Source organism: Microbacterium sp. JAI119, from assembly GCF_013410135.1.
GTDB classification, from domain to species: domain Bacteria; phylum Actinomycetota; class Actinomycetes; order Actinomycetales; family Microbacteriaceae; genus Microbacterium; species Microbacterium oxydans.
In genome coordinates this window covers 1664181-1688931 of the sequence record NZ_JACCCK010000001.1, presented here as the reverse complement: position 1 = coordinate 1688931, position 24751 = coordinate 1664181, and the positions used below count along the sequence as shown (strand labels likewise).

Sequence of the window (24751 nt, the reverse complement as noted above, 5' to 3'; positions counted from 1 at the left end):
CTGTGGTTCCGCGTCACTCCGAAGGGTCGGTCCGCATCCGCTGGCCGCTGCGGTCGTTCAGCATGTCCAGAACAGCGCGCTCGGTGAGCTGCGTGGTGGGTGAATCGAGGACCTTCGTCCCATGCACGAACATCGCGATGCGGTCACAGACTCGGAAGACGTGATCGATGTTGTGGGATACGAATAGGCACGCGATTCCGCGTGACTTGAGTTCCTCCACGAGCTCAAGCACTCGCTCGACCGCGACGACACCAAGAGCGTTGGTTGGCTCGTCAAGGATCACAAGCTTCGCGTTGAAGTACACCGCACGAGCGATGGCCACTCCTTGGCGTTCGCCACCCGAGCAGTACCGTGCTTCCTGGTCTACACCCACCCGCAGTCGGAGGTCGTCGAGCATCCGGCGCGCTTCCGTCGCCATACGGCGGTCGTCGAGGTGTTTGAAGGGACCAAATCCGCGCCTCAGTTCCTTGCCCAGGAAGAGATTGCGGGCAATGGTCACATCATCGGCCAGTGCCTGCTCCTGGTAGACCGTTTCGATGCCGGCGTTTCGGGCGTCGGCAGTACTTCGCAATGTGACCTCTTCGCCATCGAGCGAGATGGTGCCGGAGGTGGGCCTCTCGAAACCACTCAGGATCTTGATGAGAGTGCTCTTTCCGGCTCCATTGTCGCCGATCAGGCCAAGCACTTCGCCTCGCGCCAGCTCGAGGTCAACGCCTTGAAGGGCGTGGACGTTTCCGAAGCTCTTGGTAACGCCCCTGGCGCTGATAACTGCAGGTGCTGTGGTGTTTGTCGTGTTCATTTGCGGCCTACTCTCCAACGGTCGAAGCTCATGAATGCCCAGGCGGTGAGGATGACCGCAACGGCGGTGATGACGTTCGTCCAGTACTCGATGACGCCCATCATCACCAGGCCGATGCCGATGACGCGTAGCGTGAGCCCGCCGAATAGAGGCCCGAGAACACCACCACGGCCGCCGTTGAGGCTGACCCCACCGATGATGGCGCCAGCAAGGGCCGTGAGCATGACCACGTCCCCGGATTGCGGGACGGCTTGGTTCGAGTGCGCGACTTGAAAGACTCCGGCGATGCCGCAGAGGAGTCCCGACAGGGTGAAGACAAAGACTCGCACTCTCTTCACTGGCACGCCCATCATGCGAACGGCGCGCTCATTGCTGCCTGTTGCTTGCATCCACGCTCCTAGCCGCGTCTTGTTCCTCAGATAGACCAGGACGGCCACGATCACGATCAGCCAGAGCACCTGGTTCGGGACACCGAGTGGGTTGCCGGCGAGGATCTCGAGGGTGGGGTCTTCATCAGCCGGGCGCACCGAGATGCTGGAACCTCCAACGCTCACGAGCATGAGGCCTCGATAGGCCCACATGGTGCCGAGGGTGACGATGAAGGCGGTGACACCGGTCCCGACGACCAGTAGGCCATTGATCATGCCCATGGCACCACCCGCCGCGATCGCGATGAGAGCACAAACCCAGAGGGGCAACCCTGATGAGCTGTGGACGCTTCCGAAGACTACTGCCGAGACGACGTAGATGGACCCGACGGACAGGTCGATCTCCTTGATCAGGAGGACAAAACCCATCGCAATCGTGATCAGCAGGATCTCGGGTGCGAAGGTCGCCAGAACAGACAGAGTGGGGGGTGTAAGCAGGAGACCGTTGGTTGCGACGGTCATCACGATCACAACAAGCACAAGGACACCGGCGGAGATAGCGGTGTTGCTCTGCGGGATGACACTGCGCCAGGTTCTAGTGGTCGATCTCTTCCCCGGCTGATTTGTTGTCACGCTCATCGGTGTTCCTCCATCTCGGCAAGCAGCTGAGTGCTCTGCGCACGAAGCGAATCGTTTGGCAGTGGTCCGTCACCCAGTTGGGCGGCGGTGGTGAGGGATGCGGCGCTGCAGGCGATCGCCACGCTGGATGGCAGGTCTCGCGCCGTGCTGACGATTGCTCCGCCGAAGGCATCGCCCGCGCCGGTGGTATCGATGACGTCAACGCGTGGTGTGGGGATGGAGTAAACGCGGCCATCGTGCGCTTCCCCCCAGTACGCCCGAGTGCCGCCGGCCGTCAGGACAACAGCGGCTGGCCCCAAGCCCAGGAGCCGGCGCACCTGCTCTGCAGGATCGTGCTCGCCGACCAGGAGGCTCGCGTCACGAGTGTTGGGGAGCAGCATGTCGACGAATGGCAACGATTTTCGCAGCTCTGCCAGTTCGTGTGGGGGTGGTGGCCCGTCAGGCTTCCAATTCGGATCCAGCACCGTTCGACCATGATGCCGGTGAATATCGCCCATGAGATCGGCTGTCGGGGCGTCGTGCAGATCCGGGTGAGCGAACGACCAGAACCACGAGTAGACATAGGCATCAGCGGCCGACGCCGCAGAGTGGATTCCGTCAGATATTTCCGTGAAAGTCCGTTGCCAGTCTGGCGGGTACGTGGCAACCATGGTGGCGCCTTGGCTGTGGGAGTCCGCCACTGACACGCAGAACATATGTTGGCCGGAGTACCGATGAATGCCGCTCGTGTCGTGGCCCATCGCGGAGAGTTGCTCGATGGTGACGTTGCCGAAGACATCGTCGCCTACCCAGTCCAGGTACGAGACGTTCCGTCCGAACTGCGCAGCGACTTTTCCGGTGTAGGCCCCTCCCCCCGCGCGAACATCCTGTTTGTACGCCGGAGCGAGTCGCCCCTCCACCAACCCCGAACCGCTCGGGTAGACGATGAGATCGGGATGTAGGAACGAGTTGATGAGCAGTAGATCGACGGTCATATCGCTCATCGATGCGTCGAGAACGCCATGCGACGGTAGGTGTGCCGGCGCCCCCGAATCGCGATGCTCAACGCGAGTATGTTCTCGGGATCTGGGACGGACTCCGTGAGGCCGACGTCGCTGATCGTGATGATGTCAGCGCCGGCTTGCTTTGACCCCCATCCGATATGGCGAATGGTGTCGGTGTCGGCGCCTTCCTGAGAGGACGCGATCCAGAGGTTGCTGAGAGCTCCTGCCTCATGGATGGCACTCACCCAGGAGCCGACGAGCTCGGGGGTGGTACCCGGCAATGTGCCCACCGCAGGAATCTCAATGATCTGGGCTCCCGCGCGCGCGAGGGTTGCGATCTCGGTTGGTGTAATCGCTTCTCGCGGCGCGAAGCTCCCAAAGAGTCCCCATCCGTTAGGGCGAGCAAAGGCGACGATTGCGTCATTGCCGACTTCGCGCTTGATGTCGCGTATCCGGTCAGCGAGTACGTCCGGTTCGGCCAGCCAATCCATGATCTGGATGATGTCGGCGCCTTGATCGGCGAGAAGACGTGCGTTCTCGACGGTGGCGACGGCCTTCACGAAGCTAGCTTCCATCTGGTCGGGGAAGCTGGTCTCGGTCCCATAGAGTGCCGCGGCGATAGGACGTCCGACATGTTCTCGCACCTCCTTCAGAGTCCAACCACGACCGAGGTCAGCTTGGACCTGAGCGAGTATGGTGTCGTCAGGCTCGAGCTGGACCTTGTTCGGCAACCCGGGAAAGTATGGGTTGTGGGGGTCGTACAGGCCGAGCGCGACAATGTCCGCGCCGAACGCAGCGCAGAGTTCCATGTTGGAGACGCCGTCGCAGGCGTTGGGTCCTCTCACTCGGGCAACGGCGGTGATGGTGCGTCCCTCCGACATCCGGATGCCGTTGAGCAACTCTTGCGGTCCCATGTTTAGGATCGCGCGGGGAGTCGCTGTGAGGAGTCGCGGGGACTGGAGTGCAAATCTTCCGATTGGGGAACTTGATTTTTCGGTCATGCGAGGGACTCCTTCGCCCTTCGACGCGCGATCACGTCCACGAAAAGTGACGCTTCGGCACGAATATCAATGTGATTGGCCGCTTCAAGAGTTCGGACCATATCGGCGGGCAGGGCGTCGAACCCTTGGTAGGTGCCGCTGATTGCCCCGGCGATCGCCGCGACGGTGTCGGAGTCGCCACCCAGGTTGACGATCTTGAGGAGGAGGTCGAGTGGTTCGTCCGGCATCGCGACGAACATTCCGATCGCCATCGGCACTGCCTCAGTGATCGGAAGACCGCTTCCGAAGATCTCTCCCAACCGGCGGATTCGAACTTCGATGGCAGACCCTGCTGTCGCGATATCGCAAGCGAGCTCGATCCGAGTCGTGATGGAGGGTCCGGGCACTTCGATGGCGTGGACTCGCGCGAAGTCGTAGCCAATCCGTGCGGCGGTCACTGCCGCGTGAGCGATTTCCGTTGTTGAAGACGAGCTCGTCGCGGCACTTACTGCACCCGCAACAGCAGCTGCTCCCGCGTACGCGATGTCGGAGTTGTGAGTGGTGACACAGATCTTCGTTGCAGTCCGCGCGGCACCAACCAGGTCACCCGGGAACGCCCATCCCGCGGGGGCGACCTTCATCGCGGCGCCATTGGATGTTCGAAGGTCGTTCGTTAAGGGGTCGGGAGCGCCCGCTTCGCTAGGAGTGGCTCCCCCGCGAAGCAGATGAATAGCTTTCCGACTCGACGGCCCGGCAAAACGCGACAGAAGTTCCGGATCTGACGCCCACTCCAAGAGCAAACGGGCCACATCAATGGGCTCAATTTCGCCCGACCCGGCTGCGAGCTGACGGAGGACGCTCAAAGTGAGAAGTCCGTCATCCGTCAGCTCACCCGGTTCCCTGCCGTCCGCGAAGGTGCCTTCGGCGGGCGCCAACAACGTGGTGACACGTCCGTACCTTTCGCGGACCTGTCGCACCGTCAGTTGTTCAGTGACACTGCCAAGAGCGTCGCCCAGCAGCGTGGCCGCCAGGCCTCCTGCAACCCGATCCTTGAACGGGCCGGTGTCATCTGTATGTGCTAACACGTTGAGTCCGATCTGCTTGTGCTGGCTGTCCGTCGGTCAGTCGCGAAGCGCTTCGGGGACGACCTCTTCGAGATTGTCCTTCGTCACCACGATCAGGGGCACGGTCACCGGGTCCGGGACGGTTCCCGACTTGACCATGTCGACGACGGTCCGCACGGCTTCGTATGAGGATTCGGTCAGCTCGAGGTTGACCCCAGCCGGCATGTAGTCCGTCAAGATGCCGTTCGACGATGATGGGTTCACGACCTGCCCGAACAATGGAGGGCTGCCGGCATCGAGATTGCCCTGCGTCATCGCGGTGTTCGCAGCACCGATTGCGATGGCCCCGGACGTAGCGAGAGCTGAGACATCAGGATTCGCCACCAGGTACGACAGGATGTTGGACGATGCTGTGGTGGGGTCTCCTGTTGCATCGATGACGTCGACGGTCACAGTCTTTCCCTCGCCAGCCATCTCTTCCTTGAACGCAGCGACCGCATCGGTGATGTAAGTGCCATCGGGTGCCTCTGCGGGCCAGACGACCGTGTCACCATCGTCGACGTAGTCGGTCGCGACGCTTGCGAGCTCGGTTCCCACGTCGCCCCAATCTGTGAGCGCAACCGCGATCTTCGCCATGTCAGCCTCGGGAAGGTCCGGCGCCCCAAGAAGCGCGTACACCGCCACCCCCTGGTCCAGGGCGTTCAAGATCGCGTCGTTCGCAACGGTCGGGTCAAAGAACGGCGCGATGATCGCATCCACTCCGCGAGCAACCTCCTCGTCGATCATCTGAGCTTGAAGGGCGTAGTCGCCCTCGGCGTATCGGTCGACGAACTCTGCCCCGAGCTTCTCTGCCTCCTCGCGCATCCGATCCGCCCGATAGGACCAGATCACGTCAGTCGAAGACGACTCGCCGATGAAGGAGATCTTGATCTTCTCCTCCCCCGCGTCACCCGAGGGGGTGGAGGCTCCGCACCCCGACAGAGCGGAGATTGCGAACAATGTGACTGTGGCCAATGCGACGGAGCGCAAGGTCTTGGTGGACTGTTTCACTCTCAGTTCCTTTCGGCAAAGCTGGACCGCGTCGACGAACTGACGGCGCGGGTACCGCGGTACAGCGTGAAGGTGTTTCGAGTTAGTGAGAACCCGTCAGGCTTGCGATGGGTCGTGGATGTCCAAAGTCATGGAGTAACGGTCAGCTCGTGCCCAGTAGGTCGTGGACTCGACCGGAGTCCAATTGGCAGTGAATGCGACCCGATGGCGAATGAGCGCAACAGCGTCGGCCTCTAGATCCAGTTCCGCGGCCTGTGCGCTCGAAAGCGTTCCGGCGCTGATGGTCTCCCTCGCCCCGATCGGAGCAAACCCCCTCGAGCTCAGAAACTGGTACAGCGATGAGGCTCGGTCAAGGTCTCCACCCAGACCATCGCCGATAGTCGGCGACAGGAAATGGATGAAAACGACGCACGGCTCCCCATCGACAAGGAACATTCGATGCAACCTGTATGCGGCGGAGCCCTCGGGGAGCTCCAGTTCCCGGCAGACGTAGTCGGGTGCCGTCTCGAGGCGTGCGGGCTCGACTGTGACTGACTCGACAACGTGGCCACGCTCGCGCAGCTCCGTGCCGAGACCGATCATCCGGTTGGCCGCTGACAACTCGCGACTCCGTACTACCGAGCCGCGACCCTGATGCCGAGAGATCAATCCGAGCTGCTCCAGATCACGGAGCGCGCGACGCACTGGAGACTGCGAGATGCCGAACTGCTTCTGCAGTTCCGCCTCAGAGGGAAGCCAGGAGCCGACCTCGAGTCGTCCGGACGTGATCTGCCGCTGCAGATCGTCTCGGAGAGTCGCGTACAGGGGTGCTTCTCTTCTCATACTCAGGATACTAAGTACAACTACTCTGCGCGGCAAGAGAAAGTTTGAGAGATTTGGATTGCACTCGTGCACGCACCCCGCGGCGTTTGCTTGGGACGCCCACGGCCTCGGACAACTAGGGCGCAGTGTGATGTCGTGCGAGCAGAACCTTTCGATACGAGTGCGTCCGAGGTGCAGTCATCCTCATCGATGACCGCAACGCTGATGTTTCGAGGGTGTGAATTCCTCCGCAGAGGGTGCAACCTCGTGGCAGACTACGGGCAATCGATTACCCACCCCGGAGGCATCTCATGTCCAACATCATCATTGCTGCGGGCCAAGTCGAACCCGTGTTCGGCGACATACCCGCCAATATTCGGTTGACATCCGACGTGATCGAGCAAGCGGCTGCCGCAGGTGCGCGTCTCGTTGTGCTGCCGGAACTCGTCAGCTCGGGGTACATGATGGGGTCCCGCGAGGAGGCGTACGACCTGGCCGAAGTCCCCGGTGTGGGTCCGGCTACGTCTGCATGGATGGAACTAGCTGCTCGGCTGAACATCATTGTCGTTGCCGGGTTCCCCGAGCGCGACGGCACAGCCCTCTTCAACGCCAGCATCATGTGTCTTCCGGACGGCACCCACACGGTGTATCGGAAAGTACATCTCTGGGACGAGGAAGCGCTCTACTTCGAACCCGGCAACGTCGGCTTTCCTGTCGTGCACACTGAGATCGGTCGGATCGGAATGATGATCTGCTACGACGGGTGGTTCGGCGAGAGCTACCGCTCGCTCGTCCTGGCGGGTGCTGACCTGGTTTGTGTCCCAACAAATTGGGTCCCCATACCTGGACAGCAAGAAGGTCAACCAGCGATGGCCACGATTTTGTCCATGGCTTCCGCTCACAGCAACGGCGTAGTGATCGCGGCAGCCGACCGTGTGGGAGTTGAGCGAGGGCAGCCGTTCATCGGCCAGAGCCTAATCGTCTCGCACACGGGATGGCCCGTTGCTGGCCCCGCTAGCCCGACCGATCCCGAGCTCCTCATGGCAAGTGTCGATCTTTCTGACGCTCGTCGAAGCCGAGGCTGGGGCCAGTTCAATAACCCCGTCAAAGACCGGCGGATGGAGGCCTACCTCCTTACGGCATCGCGATGAGGGAAGCCGTAGTCGCCCTGGCATCACAGTTGATTCGGACGGACACTGCTGGGCATGGTGAAGAGAAGGCAGTCAGTCTGCTGGCTCCTCTGCTGGCTGGTGCCGGCTTTGACGTCTCGACCGTTCCTTGGTCGCCTGAGCGGACCAGCCTGGTGGCGAGTTGGAACGGGGGCGGCGCGTTCGTCCTATCAGGTCACGTCGATACCGTGCCCTATGGGGACGCCGAGTGGAAGCACGGGCCCTTGTCTGCGGATCAGGATGGTGACCGTCTCTTCGGTCGCGGCAGCAGCGACATGAAGGGAGGGGTGGCAGCGATAGTGCTCGCCGCCACCGCGGCCGCCCGTCGTAACGCACGTGGATTCACGGTCGTCCTGACAGCCGGGGAAGAAACGGGTTGCGGCGGAGCACAGACCGTCCTTGAGACTGGCCTCATGCAGCCTCCCGAGATTCTCATTGTTGGCGAGTCAACGTCGAACGCTGTCCGGCTCGGGCACAAGGGCGCGTCGTGGTTTGAAGTGACAACCTCAGGCTTGTCCGCTCACGGATCAAGGCCAGACCTCGGCGTCAACGCGATCGAGCCGTTGGCGGACGCGATCACCGCTCTTCGAGCGGTAGGGCAGGGGGCTGTGCACGCTGAGCTCGGCGCGCGAACGACAAGCGTGGGCACCATCAGAGGTGGCAGTCAGACCAACTTGGTTCCCGATCACGCACGGATGACTGTGGATGTCCGTCCCGTTCCGGGTGCGCCTTCCGAGCCTGTGCGGACATTGCTAGAACGATTCGGCCGAGTCGATACCGTGCTGGAGCTGCCGGCGGTGTGGTCCCCCACAGAATCACCCGTCACTCAGACGATTGTCGACCTGGTGGCGGCTATCACTGGGCGGCGAGATGAGCCCCGCGGCGTGTCCTACTTCACTGATGCCGCTGTTCTCGACCCGAGCCTCAGCCGCAGCTATATCGTCGGCCCCGGTGACCCTGACCAACCTCACACCACGAATGAGTCGGTGTCGATGCGCCTTCTAGAGCAGGCTGTTTCAATCTACGACGAGCTGCTCGATGCCTGGGATAGAAAGGCTTTGGGTTGAAGTCAGGGTGCGCTGTCTCGGATGACCAACTCGACGGGCAGTAGGACGTCGGATACGCCGTCCTCGTCACCTTCGATTGCGCGAAGCAAAATACCGATAGCCGTCTCTACGATCTCCGCGACTGGCTGACGAACCGTTGTCAGCGTGGGGCGAGAGACCGTCGCAATATTGATGTCATCGAAGCCGGTGATGGCGAGGCGACTGGGCACGTCAATTGCAAGCTCCGTAGCGGCATCAAGGGCGCCAAGTGCCAGGAGGTCGTTGGCGCATACGATCGCGTCGATGTTTTCGTCCGCGGAGAGAAGTCGCCTCGCCGCCCCATGCCCGAATTCTCGGGAGAAATCCCCTGATTCCATCCGGCCTAGCGCAGTCGGGTCCATCGAACGAGCCCACGTCTCGAAACCCTCGCGGCGTCTTCCCCCGGACCAGTTGTCTGTGTCCGCACCGATGAAGGCGACACGGCGCCGGCCGGTCGCTACCAGATGCGCAGTGACAGCTGCGATACCCGCCGCGTCGTCTACTCCGACGAACGGGGCATGCACGGAAGGCGCCCGCTGGTCGAATTGGACAACAGGCATCCGCGCCGCAGCATCGGCCAACGCCTGCGCACTAGCCGATTGAGAGCACGGGCTGATGAGGAGGCCGTCGATCTGACGTTCAGCGAGGATGGAGATCCGTTTCGCTTCCGTCACTGGGTCATCGTCAGCGCTGCACAGCAGAAGAGCCAGGTTGTGCCCCTGAAGAACCCGATCGGCATGACCCACGAGCTGAGGGAAGAACGGATTCTCGATCTTGGGAACAACCATCCCGATCGCTCCCGAACGCGAGCGACGCAGCGCTTGAGCAATCGAATGCGGCCGGTAGCCGAGGTTCTCTGCAGTGCGAACCACTACTTCTCGGAGATCCGGACGCACGGCGCGAGCGCCTGAGAGCGCACGCGAAACGGTCGCTACGGATACCCCAGCCGCCTCGGCCACATCCTTGACGGTTGGACGCCTACTCATCTAGTCAGTCTAGGTCTGTGCATCTCGGTATCGCCGACGTCGTGGCACGACGCTCGTTCTGCGCCACGGCGTCGCGGCCGACTCCCACAGCGAAATCAGAAGGAACGCGAGCAGGCCAATCGACGCGAGCACGATGATGGCTGCGAAAACACCAGGGGTGTTGAATCGGCCCTGCATCGTGGAAAGGTACACACCAAGGCCACCGGTCGTCGATGCAAGCGACTCCGCCAAAATGGCTCCGGTAACGGAGAACGTCGCCGACATCTTCAGCGCTGAGAAGAGAGGTGTCAGCGTTGCGGGGAGTTTGATGACCCGGAATGTGCGCCAACGCGAGGCTCCCATGGCGCGCGCGAGGTTGATGCTGTCTGTATCGACCGAGCGCAGCCCGTCCAAGACGTTGACGAGGACGGGGAAGAACACGATCATCGCCACAACAACGAGCTTCGGAGCGAGTCCGAACCCGAGCCAGATCACGAGCGCCGCTCCGATCGCGACGACCGGGATGGCCTGACTCACGATCATGATCGGGTAAAGGAACCGAAACAGCACCCTCGACGAAGACATCACGATCGCGAGGATGAACCCCAGGGCCGCGCCAATGATGAATCCGAGAACGAACACTTGGGCGGTCGCCACGATCCCTCGACTGATGGCATCCCAGTCGGTGATGATGGCGGCGAAGGCCGCCCCGGGCGAGGGGAGTACGAACTTTGGAATGCTGAAGATCCGAACCGCCAGGTCCCAGATCAGCACTAGTCCCGCGATGGAGAGTAGAGGGGTGATGATAGTCACCCAGCGTCGTGAACTGCCGCCGGCAAGCTCTGCGTTAATGCTCATGGGTTCAGGTCTCCCGTGTCCAGGTTGCCGCGGCTACGCCCGTAGATGAGATCGAGCGCGCGCTTCTTGAGTGACATGAATGCCTCGGAGGTGAGCATGTCAACTCCGCGAGGCCGTTCCAGGTTGACATCGAGGATTTCGCTGATCCGGCCCGGGCGTGGGGACATAACGACCACCCGGTCGGCGAGGAAGACGGCTTCGTCGATGTCATGAGTGACGAACAAGACAGTGGAGCTCGTCTCTGCCCACACTCGCAGCAGCCATTGCTGCATGTCGAGCCGCGTCTGACTATCCAGCGCTCCGAAAGGTTCGTCGAGGAGCATGACGTCCTTCGCGAAGGCGAGCGTACGCATGAGGGCCACTCGTTGACGCATTCCCCCGCTCATCGCGTGCGGGAAGTGGTTGAGGAAATCTCCCAACCCGTAATGCCGTGCCAGCTCTGCTGCTTCTGTGCGTTGCTCTGATGTGACCCGCCCATGTAACCGTGCCCCCAGGGTGATGTTCTCGAGGGCGCTCAGCGAGGGAACCAACAGGTCCTTCTGGAGCATGTAGCCCACGTGCCCCGGCTTGCCTGTCGTATCCTCGCCGTCGATTTTCACAACCCCGGAACTGGGAGACAAGATCCCGGAGAGGATGTTGAAGAGGGTTGTCTTTCCGCAGCCACTGGGGCCGATGACCGAGACGAATTCACCGCGACGAATGGTGAGGTTGGTCGGCGCGAGAGCTTGCGTGTCTCCGAAGCGCTGCGAGACCTGGCTCAGCTCCACCTTGGGTGGGACGGTCGTCTCCGTCATGAGATGACCGTCACCTTTGAAGGGCCGAACCAGACGACGTCCTCGCGCTTGACGCCATACAGATGGTTGCCGATAAACGGCTCGACGGCCCAGGCTCCGGTCATCACTGTGGCGTTGTAGGCATCGATGTAGCCGAGGTCATAGGAAGAATCCTGGGTCAGGGAGTGGCCGATGTTTCCCAGGCGGTCAAGCGGCACGAGCCCGGTGGGCTCGAGCGCTGACCGGAACTCCGCGTACCAATCGCAGGCGCGCATCCCGGGGCGGGCAGACGAGAGCAACCCTTCATGGATTCTCTCTACTGCATCCAGTGCCTGCTGCTGCGGAACATTTCCACCGCGAATTAGCGTGCGCGTGCAGTCTCCCCACCAGCCGTCCTGGGTTATGGGGTGGACATCGATAGTGCCCAAGTCGATGTTCCAGAGGGGTCGAACGGAGGGCACATCCGTTGGGAAGCAGCTGAGCGTGCCTATACCGAAACCCACCACAGTCGGGGTCCAAACCCCGGTGCCGCCCAGTTCGATGACTCGTTCGTCGATGGCGTCATGCACCTGCCGTTCTGTCATGCCCGGCTGGACAGACTCCGCAAACTCCTCGGCCACCCGAATAGCGAGACGTTGCGCACGGACGAGACCCTCAGGGGGTTCGTCAGCGAGGGACATATCAGCGTTCATGCTTGCTCCCGAGTTCCGCTGTCGGCAAGCCACTCGATCAGCTGATCCCACAGCTGTGCGTAGCCGTCCCATTCGATGAACTCAGACGGGAGCCAGTGCGGCCCCATGTCTGTGGCGACGGCGGCGACCCTTCCCTCTCCGGCCTCGCCGACCACGACGAGCGGATGATCGCCTGCCGTTGCGACCACTTCAGCGCCTTCACGAGCCGCGAACCGCTGGTATCCCAGAATTGCGGGCCATTCGCCGGCAAGGCCGGCCGTGACGTCGTGCTCCCCGGACGACAGAGGACGAACGCCTTCAGGTACCTCCTCGCGATCATCCCCCACCTCCATCAGCACCGGAAGAACATCAGCGAGAGGTGTCGCTCGGTAGTTGGCCTTCGCCTCAATGCCTTGGAACGAGAGGTAGCCACCGACCATCAGCAGCGCTCCCCCCTCCCGTACCCAATCCGCGAGGACCCGCAGGCGGTTACTCGGTGCTGGCTTGCCCTGGGTGAAGACGGACTGGGTCAGTAGCAACGTGTTGGCGCCGATATCGCTGAGGACCACGACGTCATATTTGTCGAGTTCCTCGGCCGTGTATGGGAAGTCGAGGGAGGCAACATGGTTGGGCTGGAAGTCAACCGCCCACCCCCTGCTCTCAAGAGCGCGGATGAATGGCCAGGCTCCCTCTTCATAGGCACTCGTGTGGAAGGTGTCGAATCCCTTGGTGTGCACCGACGTGGTGCTCCAAGATTCTCCAGCAAGGAGGACGGTACGGTTCTGCGTCATTTCTTCAATGCCTCATTCGTGAAAAGTTCCTCGACGCGGATTGCCTCGTCGATCAGGTCAAACTCAACGGATACGTCGACCAGGTTCTGCCATACCTCGGCAGACTGCTCGAGGTTCGCAGCAGTTACTTCCTCCCCCTCTTCGCCGAACAAGGCGGCCGTGGCATCCCACTGCAGCTGCGTGAACTCGAGCGTCTGCGCGTCCGGGTAGGTATCCATGAAGATCTGGATCGCTTCCTCGGGGTTGTTCCGCGCGTAGTTCAGGCCCTTGATCGTCGCCTCCATGAACGACTGAGCGGCCTCAGTGTTGTCGGACAACCACTCCTCGTTCGCAGCGAGCATCAGTACGGGCGCATCCGGCGCGCCGAAGTCCTTCGAGTAAGCAATGGAGTAGTCAGTGACGCCGAGAGACTCGAGCTCACTGCCCTCGGCGTTCGTGATGCCTGTGATGACGTCCACCTGATCTTCGACCAGGAGAGGGACTGTGCTGGAATCTGCAGTGACGAGTGTGACGTCGCTGATGGTCTTCCCGACAGAAGCCAACATCATCGAGAGCTGAGCGTTCGACCACGCGTCGTTGTAGGTCCCTACGAGCTTGCCCTCGAGGTCGGCAGGGTCGATCGGTTCGCTGGTCTTGCTCATGAGGCCCCAGTTATTGCTCGTTCCGTACGCGCCGATACCCACCACCGGTACACCCTGCGACCGAGCCGTCACGATATCCACACTGGTTGTGAATGCGATGTCGGCCTCGTCAGTGCCCAGGTACTGCATCGTGGCAGCCACATTCGGTGGGGTCATGATGTCAACATCAAGGCCCGCGTCTTCGTAGAAGCCCTGATCTTTCGCCACCACCCATGGGATCCAGAAGCCATCCGGAACCGGCCACTCCTGCACAAATCTGATCGACGTCAGGGCATCATCATCGCCCGGTTCGTCCGTCTCAGCGGAGCATGCGGCAAGACCCCCGACTACCGCTACGGCGCCGACGGCAGCAGCAGCGCGCAAAATTCGCCGACGTGATTGGCCGGTTGTGACTCGTGTCATGATGATGTCCCTTCAGTGGGGCGGCTCGGGAATCCGTCCGCTGGGTAATCGATTACCCGATTAAAGCAGGTCGACTTCGGCCTGCCAATACGTTCATGTTTCAAGTTGATGAACTTCGACCGCCGGGGCGAGTAACTACTGCGCGCCGACACGCGAGACCGCGGCCGCCGCAGCATCGGTCGCAAGTCGCATAGCGTGTTCCGCGTCTCCGCCCCCAGCAAGAGCCGCAGCGAGGGTTCCGCAGTACGCGTCTCCCGCTCCTGTCGTGTCAATCACCTGCACATCTCTGCGAGAAGGAACGTGCAGCCCATTCCAGTCAGAGCCGGCTGCTCCCCTAGTGATCAACATCGAGGGGTGCGAGCCCAAATCCGCCCGAACCTGCGCTGCCTCATGCTCGTTGACGATCAACGGATCAGCGCTCATCACCACGTCCTCCGGCACTGGCCCAAACGGCGACAGGTTCAATAGAAACCTTGCTCCTACGGCCTCAGCTCGTTGCGACGCTGCAGTCACGATGGATAGTGGAACTTCCAGCGAAACCACCACGACATCTCCGGCGCCGAGATCATCAAGCGGCTCTAGGTCGCTGGCAGTCAAGGTGGAGTTAGCCCCGGGCGACACAACGATGGCGTTCTCTCCTTCACTGTTCACAATCACGATTGCCGACCCGGTGGGCACAGCAGGGGTCACGACGACGGAGCTAGTAACGACCCCAAACTCCGACAAGCGTCGGCGGTACGTCAGCCCGCCTTCGTCATCACCCACACGCCCGATTAGGTAGACCGGCCCGGCCATAACGGCCTTCCCAGAAGCGACCCGCGCCGCGGCCACCGCTTGGTTTGCGCCCTTGCCGCCCCAGAGGGTGCGGACGTCACCGCCTGCCACCGTCTCCCCCGGAGCAGGATGCCGACTAACAGTGACTGCCCGGTCGAGGTTCAGCGACCCGACCACGAACACACGGCCCATGCTGGCCCCAATCTTCGCTCAAGTGAAACAACCCGGGTCGATGACGGCCTATCGAGCCAACTCGGTAATCGATTACCGAGCAGAGTATGCGACGTTGTTCGGCGCGTCAAGCACTGATCCCTGAACTTCTAGCGCGGGTGAACTCGAGATTGGCACCGCTCTCGCAGCACTGAGCGCCCGTCGCAAGGGTTCGTCCGCGCTCACGCAGATCGACATCAAAAGATGGAACCCTGGGCGGGTGAGCGCAGTGGCGTAGTGACAACGCGGAGTGGCCGTCGCGTGCGCGTCCGCGGGCTGAGGAGCGGGCCGGTCGACGCCGAGGAAGTACCGTAATTCGGTCTCTACCTCACCTCGCGACGGCACCAGGAGAGCTGGGAGTCGCAGTGGCTCGCGTGGCCAGACTTCCGCCTGCCCAGAACGCCATCGGACGCGATTACCGCCTTACGCGAGGCATTCGAACGGTGCTCGGTCGAGAGAGTGGAGATCGCCTGCGGCGGGGGCAACGGTCGGACGGGCACGGCTAGCTCTCGCCATCCTCGCCCGATACGACGGCGTACCAGCCGATGAAGCCGTGTCCTGGGTCCGCTCTGCCTACCGTCGCGGCGCGGTCGAAACTCCCTGGCAGCGCAAATTCGTACGTGAGGCTCGGCTAGCGGTCCGACTCGGGCTCGCGGATTGTCCCCTGGATAGACAGCCCGCCAACGCGATCCGCGTCGCCGCCGCCGTGGGTGGCGTCCGGGGAAACGAAGTCGGGACGTGACCAGACCCAGTTCGTTCGCAAGCGGCAGGGGTCGTAATATCGGATAGCTCCCATGCATCGCCACCTGGATCGGAAGACGCGGAAGGCGAGAACCAGATCGTCGTACGCGCAGGCACGACGGTCACGTTGGCAGGGAAGAGTTCAAAGTGTGGACGGCGCCATCCTTGAGCAACTGGAGACGCACACCATTCCGATTCGAAACCGGCGCCGAAGATGTAGGGGGTTACGCCTGCATCTTCGACGCCGGAAGCTTGATCGTCCCACATCTTGATCGCACGACGGCATGAAAATGGGCCGACGTCGAGTCGGCCCATTAGATCATGCATGATGCATGCTCACGGGATGCGCTTGAAACGCGTTGTGAACGTAACCCCGGCCCACAACCGCGCTCGCTGCGAAGGTCGTTGCTATCTACGAAACCGTCATGGCACCGCTGAAGCTGCCTGCGTTGACGTGCGCGAAGTGTCGCAGCTTGATGTTGCCGCCTAATCGAGCACATCCATCAACCCGAGCCAAGTCGGCCAGCACGACGTTGCCCCGCAGCACTGCCTCACCGCCGACACTCGAACGATTCTTGAGCGTGCAGCATCCCGCTACGATCGCAAACTCCTCAACTATGGCTTCATCGAATAGCCGAACAGCTCCGACGACGACGGCACGGCCTCGGACGATCGCGTGCGGCGCTACGTAGACCCCAGATCCAACTGTTGCGGTTAGTGCGACCAATCCGCCGCCGAACCGATGTCTCCTGTAGCGTTCGCCAGCAATCTCTACAATCTCTGGTTCGCCTGCGTCAAACCGTGTGTTCGGTGTTGCGCCGCCAATAGCAGCTAGTGCGTTTGACATGTCTCCTCCATGGGTAGGTGTTGTTGCCCTGCGGGTGCAGGAGCGGCGACATCGTTTGCTACGAGGTGTCGCTGCTCCCGCACCCGAAAAAGGCGAGACATGCGGATGCTTCCAGCCCCGACTTGGGGCGAGCATCCTGATCGAGCAGCGCGTGTCCCGCCTTGCTCGATTGCTACATTATCGTACATTTGTTCTAATTTGTCAACAGCAAATAGCGTCTGTACTGCGGGTCAGACGCTACGTGTGGTGCCCATCATTCGCTTGCCCTCCGGTGGGCCGCAAGATTGGCGCGAGGAATTGGTTGCGACGTGCGGGCCATACGTCACTTCCGAACAGACCCATCGCTCGATCGAGCCAGGCCCGGTTTTTAGGGAAGCGTGCCGTTGTCCAGTCGAGTCTGTCGAGGATCGCGGCGCGAACCTCTGGTGCTGCGACGGTGTGGATCGGGAACAGCCCCATGGTGGGGATGCCGCCCGCGGCGCCCCAGTGAACGACGCGAAGAAACAGCGACGTTACTCGTTCACACTGGGCCTCATATTGTGCAGCTGTCCAGTCAGGTGCGGATTCCTCGACAACGTTCTCCGCCCACTCCGTGATCACTCCGATGTATCCATTCGTGTCCGTCCAGTCGGTGGGATCGGTGTTAAGGATGTACTCGACGATGTCCTCGAGGCCGCGGTGGCGTACGGCAACTCGGAGCACCTTCCTAAACTGCGTCGGATCGATGCGTGCTGTCACATGGTCGAAAGGGGCAAGGTCGACGCACGCGACGCGCCGGTACATGTCGACAATCGCGCCCACGCTCACTTGGTCAGGAAAGAGGAACGAGTCGGCGACGGCCCGGTAAGTGCGCCGCATGAGTTCCGCGTCGGTAGTCCACGCCGGGTGGAACTGGGCGAGGACGTCTTCGGATGCCTGTGGTTCGGCGCGAATAAGGGCCGTACCGTCGGGGTTACCACCGGTCAGGAGGACGTATTCCCACGCACCGACGACGGCCCACGGATAGTCAATGGCACCCCGGACGGCGTCGGCGCTGATGCCGCTCTGCGTGGCGAGATAAGCGAGGACGTCACCGTATGTCCCGGAGAACATACCGATCAGCGCCTGCCCGAGATCATTCACGTCACCGGTGGTGTCCTTATGTGCGACGGCGCCGATGGCAAATTCGGCCGGAGTCAACGGGCCGACGTCGCCGATGAACGGTCCGGGGTTGATTTTCAACGTACGGGCGAAGAAGTGCGCCAGTCGCCACCGCGGTTCGGGGAATGCGGTCTGCGCGATACGGGAAACCACACGGGGAATATCGAGGCGGTTTCGCAGGCGGGGGTCCCACCTGGTCGCAAGCCCCGCGAGGCCGTTATCGACCGCGTCGACGTAAGCCAGCACCCCATCGTCGGCGGACAGCATGGCGAGGTCCTTGCAGGCGTCCGCGAGCATCTCCGGGTTTCGGTTCGGGTGCTCCTGCAGCCCTGCGATCAGCCGGGTCAGGTACGCCGCATCAACATGGTCGCCGGCGAGACTCAGGTCGGGTGGCCGCTGACCGAATTCTTCTCCATCGGCCACGGCGCGGAGCAGCTCCCGGAGCGTTTTCTCCGGCTCCAGGTACAGGCGGGCATCCCACTCCCCAGCGGCGAGACGGCGTGCATGGAAGTGGGCGTCCACGCGCGAGTTTTCTGGGGTCCGTTCGGCAAGCTTGTTGATGATCCGAGCGGTCGTACCGGTGACGAACTTCGGGTCGTCCTCGTGTGCAATGAGCCATTCCGCGAGCGCGATGCGGGCGTCGTCGGAGAGCACGGCGTACAGGTGCGAGATCGCGACGGACCAATCGTCACCGCGGGCGATCAGGTCCTCCAGGTCTAGGAGGAATGCGGAAGGATCCTCGACCTGCAAGCTCTTGAGCAGGTACATACCGGCGAGGTGCTCCTGGACGGAGCGATGCACCCAGCGGTACGCAGTATGCAGGCGGCTGGCCGCGTGCTCCGCGATGACGAACAGACCCTCGGCGCGCACCAGCCTGCTGGTGATGTCCCGGTCACGTTTCTTCGACACCTTCAGAATCGCGTCCAGCGTGACCACCTCCCGCCATCCCCGCCCATACTGAGGACCGGCGCCGGGGCGGGTGAATGCAGAGCCGTCGGCCATCCGCCAGGCTAGCGTGGTGGCGATGCCGATGAGATCAGCGATGATCACATCATCACCTTCTTGCCCGCCTGCGGCTTTCCAGATCCGCTCCAGGGTCAACGCAATGTATTGGTCGTAGAGGTCATCGATCGTGTCGAACTCGCGATCGAAGCTTGCCGCGTATGCCACAAATCCCAGTAGCAACGGGCTCCCCGCGATGTCGACGGCCAGACCGCGCCCCAACACCCCCAGCGCGCGCTCCTTCCGAGGATCGGTCGCATCGGGGAACCACAGATCAAGCAGGGTGCGGACGTGGCCGCTGGGCATGGGGTGCATGTCGACCAGATCCCAGCCGGGCGCCGTCACTGCGTGCACGCGCGGAAGGGGACGGGTGGAGAGCACGAGCGCGCCGGGCAACATCTGCAGGGTATGGATCGCCGTATCCAGGCGCCACCGAGGCGCCCCGTCCGCGGCCTCGTCGTACCCGTCCAAACAGATCAGGGTGTCCGTGCGCTCCACAAACGCCGCAGTGAGGGTAGCGCGGGCGGTGGCGTCGATCGGCCCGTAGATGCGGGCCGCGACGAGCAGCATGGCATCCAGGAGCTGCTCGGGGGTCAGTGCATATTCCGGCAGCACATCCGCGAGTTCCACCAGCGGCAGAAATAGTGCCACCGCGTGCGGGGTTTCCCCCATGTGCCGGAGCATCGTCGCCCGCAGCATGGTCGACTTCCCCGCGCCCGGGCCACCCTGCACCAGGACCCGCGCGCCGGGCGACCGCAACACCCCGTCGACGTCTCCCGAACGGTCCTCCCTGAGCGGCGGCAGCTTCGGCACGCCGGCCTCATCGACGGGACTCGGGTCGTCGCGTCGCGGCTGCGGGTGCAACAAAGGGGCGAGAGCGGAGGTAGTGAGATGATGGGGGTAGTGCTCCGGCAGCCGCTCCAACCTCCTCAACATCTCCTGCCGGACCGCACCCGGCCATCCGTATCCCTGCAGAGCACGCCGCTCCCCCGCAAGGACTTCGATCTCCCGAAGAAGATGCGTGGCGAGTCGGTTGATGACCTCGCTGTCCCGGTCTTGGCGGATCTGATCCGGCGCCGGCACACCGAGTTCTTTCCAAGCCGCTCGCTGCCGCCACGCCTTCTCATCCCGACGCGATGTGGTGTCGCTGACCGGTGCGGCCGTGAGTCGCAGCAGGTGACGAAGCGCCGCACGCTCACGCCCCTCCGTCGCTAACGACGTGATCCGAGACCTCAACAGCTCCCACGTGTCCGCATCCGTCCACCCCGCATCGACAATCGCGAGATCACGGAACACCGCGTTCGTGTCCGGGCACCCGGTCACTGTCGTCACATCCAGTGGTGACCGAGGCCTTGCCTTATGATCTCCGGGCCGCTGCCAGTGCAACAGTAGCCGCAACTCCTCCAGGGCCTTTGAGCGGCTTACAGGCGGGAGCGGTGCGGACAGGGCCATATTCCATCCTACTAACCGATTCCTTATTGACAATAATTATCATTAATGATATAATGTCTCCATGAGGGCGGCCCCTTCACATGCAAGGGAGGCCACCTCATGGCCCAACACAATTTGTCAGACGATTCGACCCACACGGTCGCCGCGCGGTACAAGATTCCTCGTTCGTCAGAAGATGATGAGCGGAGGAAGTATCAGCGGTTTCTGTTCGAGCGACACCTGGTCCTGGCGCTGTTCAGCGTGATGGACAAGCTCTACGCACGCGGGAACTACGACCACACGATACGCGACCTGTACACCATCGCCAGCAGAGTCGCGCAGGCGATGACAGACGGAACCGTTCGGGGATATCACCCCGTCATCGCCTATCTCAGCATCGAGCACCAGCAGTCACTGTGGGAGCAGATCACGCTCCCACAGCTTCTGCGCTCGATGCCACCGTCCTGGCATGAGCCGGTGACGGTGATTATCGAGAGTTCGGGGCTGTTCGCCCTGATCGAAGACGGTGTCCCCGGGGTGCGCGACGCGTCCTATCGCTGGACGTATTGCTGCCTCCAGGAGTACCTCGCGATGCTCGACGAGCTCAACTTCGGTCTCCGCGACGACGGTAAGGTCATCGATCATCTCGACGACACGGAGCTGTTCATCAGCGAGGCCGAACGTCTCTACGGCGCGAAGCCATCCCGGCAGCAGCGCTGAAACCACACCATCTACATTCTGGGCCGCTTGCCCGCACCGATTCTCTCGGTGCGGGCATTCTCTTTTTCTCGAACCAACAGGTCATTGTCCAGCAGCGTGGCACAACACTGACACGGTGACATGGAAGCGCCGTCGCGTCTGTCACGGCCCGCACTGAGGCTGAGCAACATGAACACGACCACCAGCCTCGCATCGGAAGCAACACCGACAGCGCACCCGCCCGCCCCGTCTCCTTCGACAACGCGACCATCGAGGACGCGTCGCGCCATATCCCGCACGCTGGCAGCTTTCACACTGGCAGCCGGGGTCACACTCCTGGCAAGCTGCAACGCACAGGCTCCTGGCGATCTGGGCCGCCTCCAGTCGCTCCACCAGAACTGCCCGAAAGATCAGCTCGTCAACGCCTACGTCACCACCGACGGCAGCGCAACGAGCAGCGCCGAAGCCATCATCAACGAGCGCCTCACGGCCATCAAGACGGTGGTCGAGCGCGTCGCCGTCTGCGGAGGGCACCTCACCGTCACCGCGTTCGCCACCAACTCGGTGACCGTGCCCATCTACGACGCCGACATCCAAATCGACGGCTCGACCGACCTAGCCCGACTCCGTCAGGTCCCCGACGTCGTCGAGGAGGTCATGACGCAGGTCACCAGCGGCTACGAGCCCGCCGTCGCGGCGCTTCCCTCTGGCGGCACCGATGTTGTCGGTGTGTATCGGGTATTCGGCGAGGCCAAGGCACTGCGTCCGGACATGCGCTTCGAAGCTGTCGCCCTCACCGATGGCGTCACTAACCAGGGCATCGTCTTCGATCACTCGCTCACACCCGACGAAGCCTCCGCACTTGCAGACGCGGTCACGGTGCCGGATCTTTCCGAAAGCAGTCTGTCCGTCGTCGGGATCGGCCGAGTGGCCGGCGACCCGTTGCCGTCGGAGTTCATTGAGGGCATGAAGGCGTTCTACACGCGCCTCTGCGAGAAGACCCAGGCCGAACGGTGCCTCGTCGTCACGGACGGGGAGTAACGATCATGCCGAAAGATACCGACCCGATGATCGCCGCCGCCGAAGCGGACGGCAGGGCAGAGCAGATCGCCCTCCCCCGCATAGATGAAGCTGCCGCGCTTCCTCGTCCCACCACTATCGGCGACACCTACGCCGAGATGGAGAACCGCGCACTCGAGGACGAGCAGCCCGCTCTCTTCGCCGCGACCGGCACCGAAGCATCTCGCGCCTCGAAGGCCGAAGCCGCAGGTCTCGCACCCGCGGCTGAAGGTGGCAGACGCCTCGTCGACGGACACCTCCCAATGCTGGAAGCAGCACAGCGGCGCCACATCGAAACCACTGATGCATTGGCCTCTTTCCGCCGTCGCCCGGCAAGGAGCAAGCCCTGGCACTTCCTGGCTAAGGGAGCGCTGCTCGTGGGCGACGTGACCGGGATCGCAGGTGCGGCGATCTGGATGGGCGAACTGCCCGCCATCGCTGTCGTCATGGCTGTCTCTGCCGCAACGGCAACCGTTGCAGCTGGCCTCTCCGGTATTGAGGTGCGGGATGTCCGCAACCGTGACCGGCGTGTTCGTCCATTCGAGGAGTTGCCCGAGAAACAGCAGCCGTACGCGCATCTCTTCGAAGCTCCAGATCGTGGCTGGCCGTTCATCAAGGCACTTACCTGGGTATCAGTCGCCACAGCCGGCACGATCGCCACCGCCATCTTCGCCTTGCGGTCTGTGGTTGAAGATCCGATCGTCGGTCTCGTGTTCGGCGGGATCGCTGCGTCGATCGCCGCGGCCAGCTGGATCGAGTCGTACATGTACGCCGATGACATCGCCGACCTGCTCGACAACGCGGACGCCGACTATGAACGCGAGGTCGCCCGTCATCAGCGTCTCGCAGCGAGCGCCGCGTGGAAGCGTCGTGAGGAAGCCCTCGTGGAGTCCGATTTGCTCGTCGCAGAGCACCGCGACCGTGGCGAGGCGGCACGACACCACTTGAAGGCGCTGCGGTTCGGCATCCTGCGCCGCAATCCGCAGGTTGTCGGACATGGTCTGGCGCCCAATTCGGCGGCCATCGGTCAGACCGCGCGGCGGGGTGGTGCGAAGTGAGCGCCTATATCCAGCCCTCCGGCGTTCTCCCTGGTGGCGTCCTGCCCCTGCGCGCGGAACGCTTCGTGGCCGAGCCTTGGGTCGAACTCGGCTGGCCAGGTCTCGATCCGAAGCGACCCTGCCTCGACATCGTCGACTTCGACGATTCCGGTTCCGTTACGGCGGCGTTCGGTTCCGACCCAGTCGGGAACCGCTTCTCCGAGGCAAGGAAGGCCATCCGCCTGGTCGCGAACTGGAGTCGCAGCAGCCGTTCCAAGCTCGCCGTCCTGCACTTCGACCATCCACACGGCGCCTCGGGCGTTCACGCGCTGACGGAGCAACGTCTCGGGCAGAAGGTCGACCCGTCTCTGTGCACACCGCGTCGGGGCATCGGCACCAGTGACCTCCTCCCGAGCCTCACCGAGGCCGAGCGGCTCGCCGCGGCCCATCCTGGTCACGATGTGCGTCTGACGGTGTTCTCGGACTTCGAGCTCACCGACACCGACCCGCAGCGCGTGCTGTCGCGGCTCGTCGCCTTCCCCGGCGAGGTGCATGCCGTCGTCCTGGGCGGACGCACACCACTCGACCTACTCGGAGCAGACCACGTCACCGTCACGCCGCTCTCCGAGCGCGACGCGCCGGGCTCCTTCGCTGCAGCAATCCATCGTTCACTGACGGCGACCCGGCGAGCTGTGCGGTACTCGGTACTTCACAGCGTGCGTGGGGGAAAGCAGGCGCTGCCATGACTGAGCACCCCATCTCCTGCCTGCACCAGTCGCAGACCCTACGGACGCGAATCTCACCCCCGTTCCGGAGCGACTCGCTCATTGACAACTTCGCCCGACCCGTTCTTACTCATCCGTCTGCCCGCCATAACCACGGGCGGAGAAGGAGGCTCACCATGACCACCAACACCACCGCTTCTGTCCCAACCGACAAGCTGCGGGCAGAAACAGAGCCCTGCGCGGCGGCTCCGCCACAGCGATTCGGATGTGTGATGGCGGATCCAGCATGGATGAAGCATCAGACCGGCGCTCGCGGCGCCAGCGAGCACTACGACCTCATGACGCTGGAACAGATCAAGGGCATGGGCGATGCGGTGAAGGCGCTGACGGACGACGACGCCCACCTCTGGCTCTGGGTAACCAACGCGACCCTCCGCGATGGCTACGACGTCATGGAGGCCTGGGGTTTCACCCCGCGCTCTCCGCTGACCTGGATCAAGCCGCGCTTCACGCTGGGCAACTACCTGCGTAACGCCACCGAGCATGTGCTCTTCGGCACCCGGGGTAAGGCACCGGTGCTGTTCAAATCCCAGCCCACCTGGGCGTACTGGCCGCTGCTCGAGCACTCTGTCAAGCCCGATGAGATCTACAGCGTGGTCGATCGCGTGAGCGGTCGAGATACCAAGAAGCTCGAGCTGTTCGCTCGCCGTCGTCCGCCTGTTCCGAACTGGTCGGTGTGGGGGAACGAAATCGAGAGCGATGTCTCGCTGGCGCCCTGGGGTTACCCCGTGCCGAGCGACTACTCCCGACAGGACGAGCCCAGCGAAGAAGGCGAGGGCTGAGCCGTGGCCGACGACAAGCCCAAGCCCCTCATGACGCGCCTCTTCCACAGTTGTCTGCTGCTGCTCGGCGCAGTCATCGCGCTCTGGCTCGCCGTGTCGCTCCTCGAGCGATTCTGGGGTTGGCTCGTCCTCGCTGCGGTCATCGCCCTGTTGGTGGCCTGCATCATCTACGGGCTGCGCTGGTGGCGAGACCGGCACTGGTGAG

24 protein-coding genes are annotated in these 24751 nt (G+C 62.7%); 9 read left to right on the top strand and 15 right to left on the bottom strand.

What is annotated here, in order from left to right; translation table 11 throughout:
* Positions 1–13: 13 nt before the first annotated feature.
* The 7 genes from HDC31_RS08140 to HDC31_RS08110 all read right to left on the bottom strand — a co-directional run bounded on the left by HDC31_RS08140 (position 14) and on the right by HDC31_RS08110 (position 6705).
* Positions 14–799, bottom strand: coding sequence for an ATP-binding cassette domain-containing protein (locus tag HDC31_RS08140; RefSeq protein ID WP_179515984.1), 786 nt, complete (start codon positions 797–799; stop codon positions 14–16).
* Positions 796–1806: an ABC transporter permease gene (locus HDC31_RS08135; protein ID WP_179515983.1), complete on the bottom strand. Its 1011-nt coding sequence runs from the start codon at positions 1804–1806 to the stop codon at positions 796–798. Before HDC31_RS08135 ends, HDC31_RS08140 begins: the two co-directional genes overlap by 4 nt.
* Positions 1803–2789, bottom strand: coding sequence for a carbohydrate kinase family protein (locus tag HDC31_RS08130; RefSeq protein ID WP_179515982.1), 987 nt, complete (start codon positions 2787–2789; stop codon positions 1803–1805). The genes HDC31_RS08135 and HDC31_RS08130 overlap by 4 nt, the downstream gene beginning before the upstream one ends.
* On the bottom strand, positions 2786–3703 hold the full coding sequence (locus HDC31_RS08125) for a haloacid dehalogenase-like hydrolase (protein WP_179515981.1): 918 nt from the start codon (positions 3701–3703) through the stop codon (positions 2786–2788). Before HDC31_RS08125 ends, HDC31_RS08130 begins: the two co-directional genes overlap by 4 nt.
* 83 nt (positions 3704–3786) lie before the next feature.
* Positions 3787–4854: an ADP-ribosylglycohydrolase family protein gene (locus HDC31_RS08120; RefSeq protein ID WP_179515980.1), complete on the bottom strand. Its 1068-nt coding sequence runs from the start codon at positions 4852–4854 to the stop codon at positions 3787–3789.
* A gap of 36 nt (positions 4855–4890) precedes the next feature.
* Positions 4891–5883 carry a sugar ABC transporter substrate-binding protein gene (locus HDC31_RS08115; protein WP_179515979.1) on the bottom strand — a complete coding sequence of 331 codons (993 nt, stop codon included), beginning with the start codon at positions 5881–5883 and terminating at the stop codon, positions 4891–4893.
* Between the two features lie 96 nt (positions 5884–5979).
* Positions 5980–6705, bottom strand: a complete 726-nt coding sequence (locus HDC31_RS08110; protein WP_179515978.1) for a GntR family transcriptional regulator — start codon at positions 6703–6705, stop codon at positions 5980–5982.
* 290 nt (positions 6706–6995) lie between these two features.
* Here HDC31_RS08110 and HDC31_RS08105 point away from each other — a divergent pair, with 290 nt between their 5' ends.
* On the top strand, positions 6996–7835 hold the full coding sequence (locus HDC31_RS08105; RefSeq protein ID WP_179515977.1) for a nitrilase family protein: 840 nt from the start codon (positions 6996–6998) through the stop codon (positions 7833–7835).
* Complete coding sequence (locus tag HDC31_RS08100) at positions 7832–8920, top strand: M20 family metallopeptidase (RefSeq protein WP_179515976.1); 1089 nt, start codon at positions 7832–7834, stop codon at positions 8918–8920. Before HDC31_RS08105 ends, HDC31_RS08100 begins: the two co-directional genes overlap by 4 nt.
* Positions 8921–8922: 2 nt before the next feature.
* On the opposite strand, the gene HDC31_RS08095 is transcribed toward HDC31_RS08100, so the two are convergent.
* The 7 genes from HDC31_RS08095 to HDC31_RS08065 form a co-directional block, all read right to left on the bottom strand.
* Entirely contained in the window at positions 8923–9924 is a 1002-nt protein-coding gene (locus HDC31_RS08095) for a LacI family DNA-binding transcriptional regulator (protein WP_179515975.1), read from the bottom strand.
* A gap of 9 nt (positions 9925–9933) precedes the next feature.
* Entirely contained in the window at positions 9934–10761 is an 828-nt protein-coding gene (locus tag HDC31_RS08090; RefSeq protein WP_179515974.1) for an ABC transporter permease, read from the bottom strand.
* Positions 10758–11555: an ABC transporter ATP-binding protein gene (locus HDC31_RS08085; RefSeq protein WP_179515973.1), complete on the bottom strand. Its 798-nt coding sequence runs from the start codon at positions 11553–11555 to the stop codon at positions 10758–10760. The genes HDC31_RS08090 and HDC31_RS08085 overlap by 4 nt, the downstream gene beginning before the upstream one ends.
* Positions 11552–12226, bottom strand: a complete 675-nt coding sequence (locus HDC31_RS08080; RefSeq protein ID WP_179515972.1) for a M24 family metallopeptidase — start codon at positions 12224–12226, stop codon at positions 11552–11554. Before HDC31_RS08080 ends, HDC31_RS08085 begins: the two co-directional genes overlap by 4 nt.
* Positions 12223–12996, bottom strand: a complete 774-nt coding sequence (locus HDC31_RS08075; RefSeq protein ID WP_179515971.1) for a glutamine amidotransferase — start codon at positions 12994–12996, stop codon at positions 12223–12225. The genes HDC31_RS08080 and HDC31_RS08075 overlap by 4 nt, the downstream gene beginning before the upstream one ends.
* Positions 12993–14039: an ABC transporter substrate-binding protein gene (locus HDC31_RS08070; protein ID WP_179515970.1), complete on the bottom strand. Its 1047-nt coding sequence runs from the start codon at positions 14037–14039 to the stop codon at positions 12993–12995. The genes HDC31_RS08075 and HDC31_RS08070 overlap by 4 nt, the downstream gene beginning before the upstream one ends.
* Positions 14040–14174: 135 nt before the next feature.
* Complete coding sequence (locus HDC31_RS08065) at positions 14175–15005, bottom strand: ribokinase (protein WP_179515969.1); 831 nt, start codon at positions 15003–15005, stop codon at positions 14175–14177.
* Between the two features lie 408 nt (positions 15006–15413).
* On the opposite strand from HDC31_RS08065, the gene HDC31_RS20220 reads away from it, so the two are divergent.
* Entirely contained in the window at positions 15414–15572 is a 159-nt protein-coding gene (locus tag HDC31_RS20220; protein ID WP_257022110.1) for a hypothetical protein, read from the top strand.
* Positions 15573–16848: 1276 nt separating this feature from the next.
* On the opposite strand, the gene HDC31_RS08055 is transcribed toward HDC31_RS20220, so the two are convergent.
* Positions 16849–20085: an NACHT domain-containing NTPase gene (locus HDC31_RS08055; RefSeq protein ID WP_218867349.1), complete on the bottom strand. Its 3237-nt coding sequence runs from the start codon at positions 20083–20085 to the stop codon at positions 16849–16851.
* Between the two features lie 219 nt (positions 20086–20304).
* Between HDC31_RS08055 and HDC31_RS08050 the strand changes: the two genes are divergently transcribed.
* The 6 genes from HDC31_RS08050 (at position 20305) to HDC31_RS08025 (ending at position 24750) form a co-directional block, all read left to right on the top strand.
* Positions 20305–20904 carry a hypothetical protein gene (locus HDC31_RS08050; RefSeq protein ID WP_179515967.1) on the top strand — a complete coding sequence of 200 codons (600 nt, stop codon included), beginning with the start codon at positions 20305–20307 and terminating at the stop codon, positions 20902–20904.
* Positions 20905–21072: 168 nt separating this feature from the next.
* On the top strand, positions 21073–21924 hold the full coding sequence (locus HDC31_RS08045) for a hypothetical protein (RefSeq protein WP_179515966.1): 852 nt from the start codon (positions 21073–21075) through the stop codon (positions 21922–21924).
* A gap of 5 nt (positions 21925–21929) precedes the next feature.
* Complete coding sequence (locus HDC31_RS08040) at positions 21930–23000, top strand: hypothetical protein (protein ID WP_179515965.1); 1071 nt, start codon at positions 21930–21932, stop codon at positions 22998–23000.
* Complete coding sequence (locus HDC31_RS08035; RefSeq protein ID WP_179515964.1) at positions 22997–23725, top strand: hypothetical protein; 729 nt, start codon at positions 22997–22999, stop codon at positions 23723–23725. Before HDC31_RS08040 ends, HDC31_RS08035 begins: the two co-directional genes overlap by 4 nt.
* Before the next feature lie 155 nt (positions 23726–23880).
* Positions 23881–24546, top strand: a complete 666-nt coding sequence (locus HDC31_RS08030) for an MT-A70 family methyltransferase (protein WP_179515963.1) — start codon at positions 23881–23883, stop codon at positions 24544–24546.
* 3 nt (positions 24547–24549) lie between these two features.
* A complete protein-coding gene (locus HDC31_RS08025) occupies positions 24550–24750 on the top strand; it encodes a hypothetical protein (RefSeq protein ID WP_179515962.1) in 201 nt (66 codons plus the stop codon).
* The last annotated feature ends 1 nt before the right edge of the window (position 24751 follow it).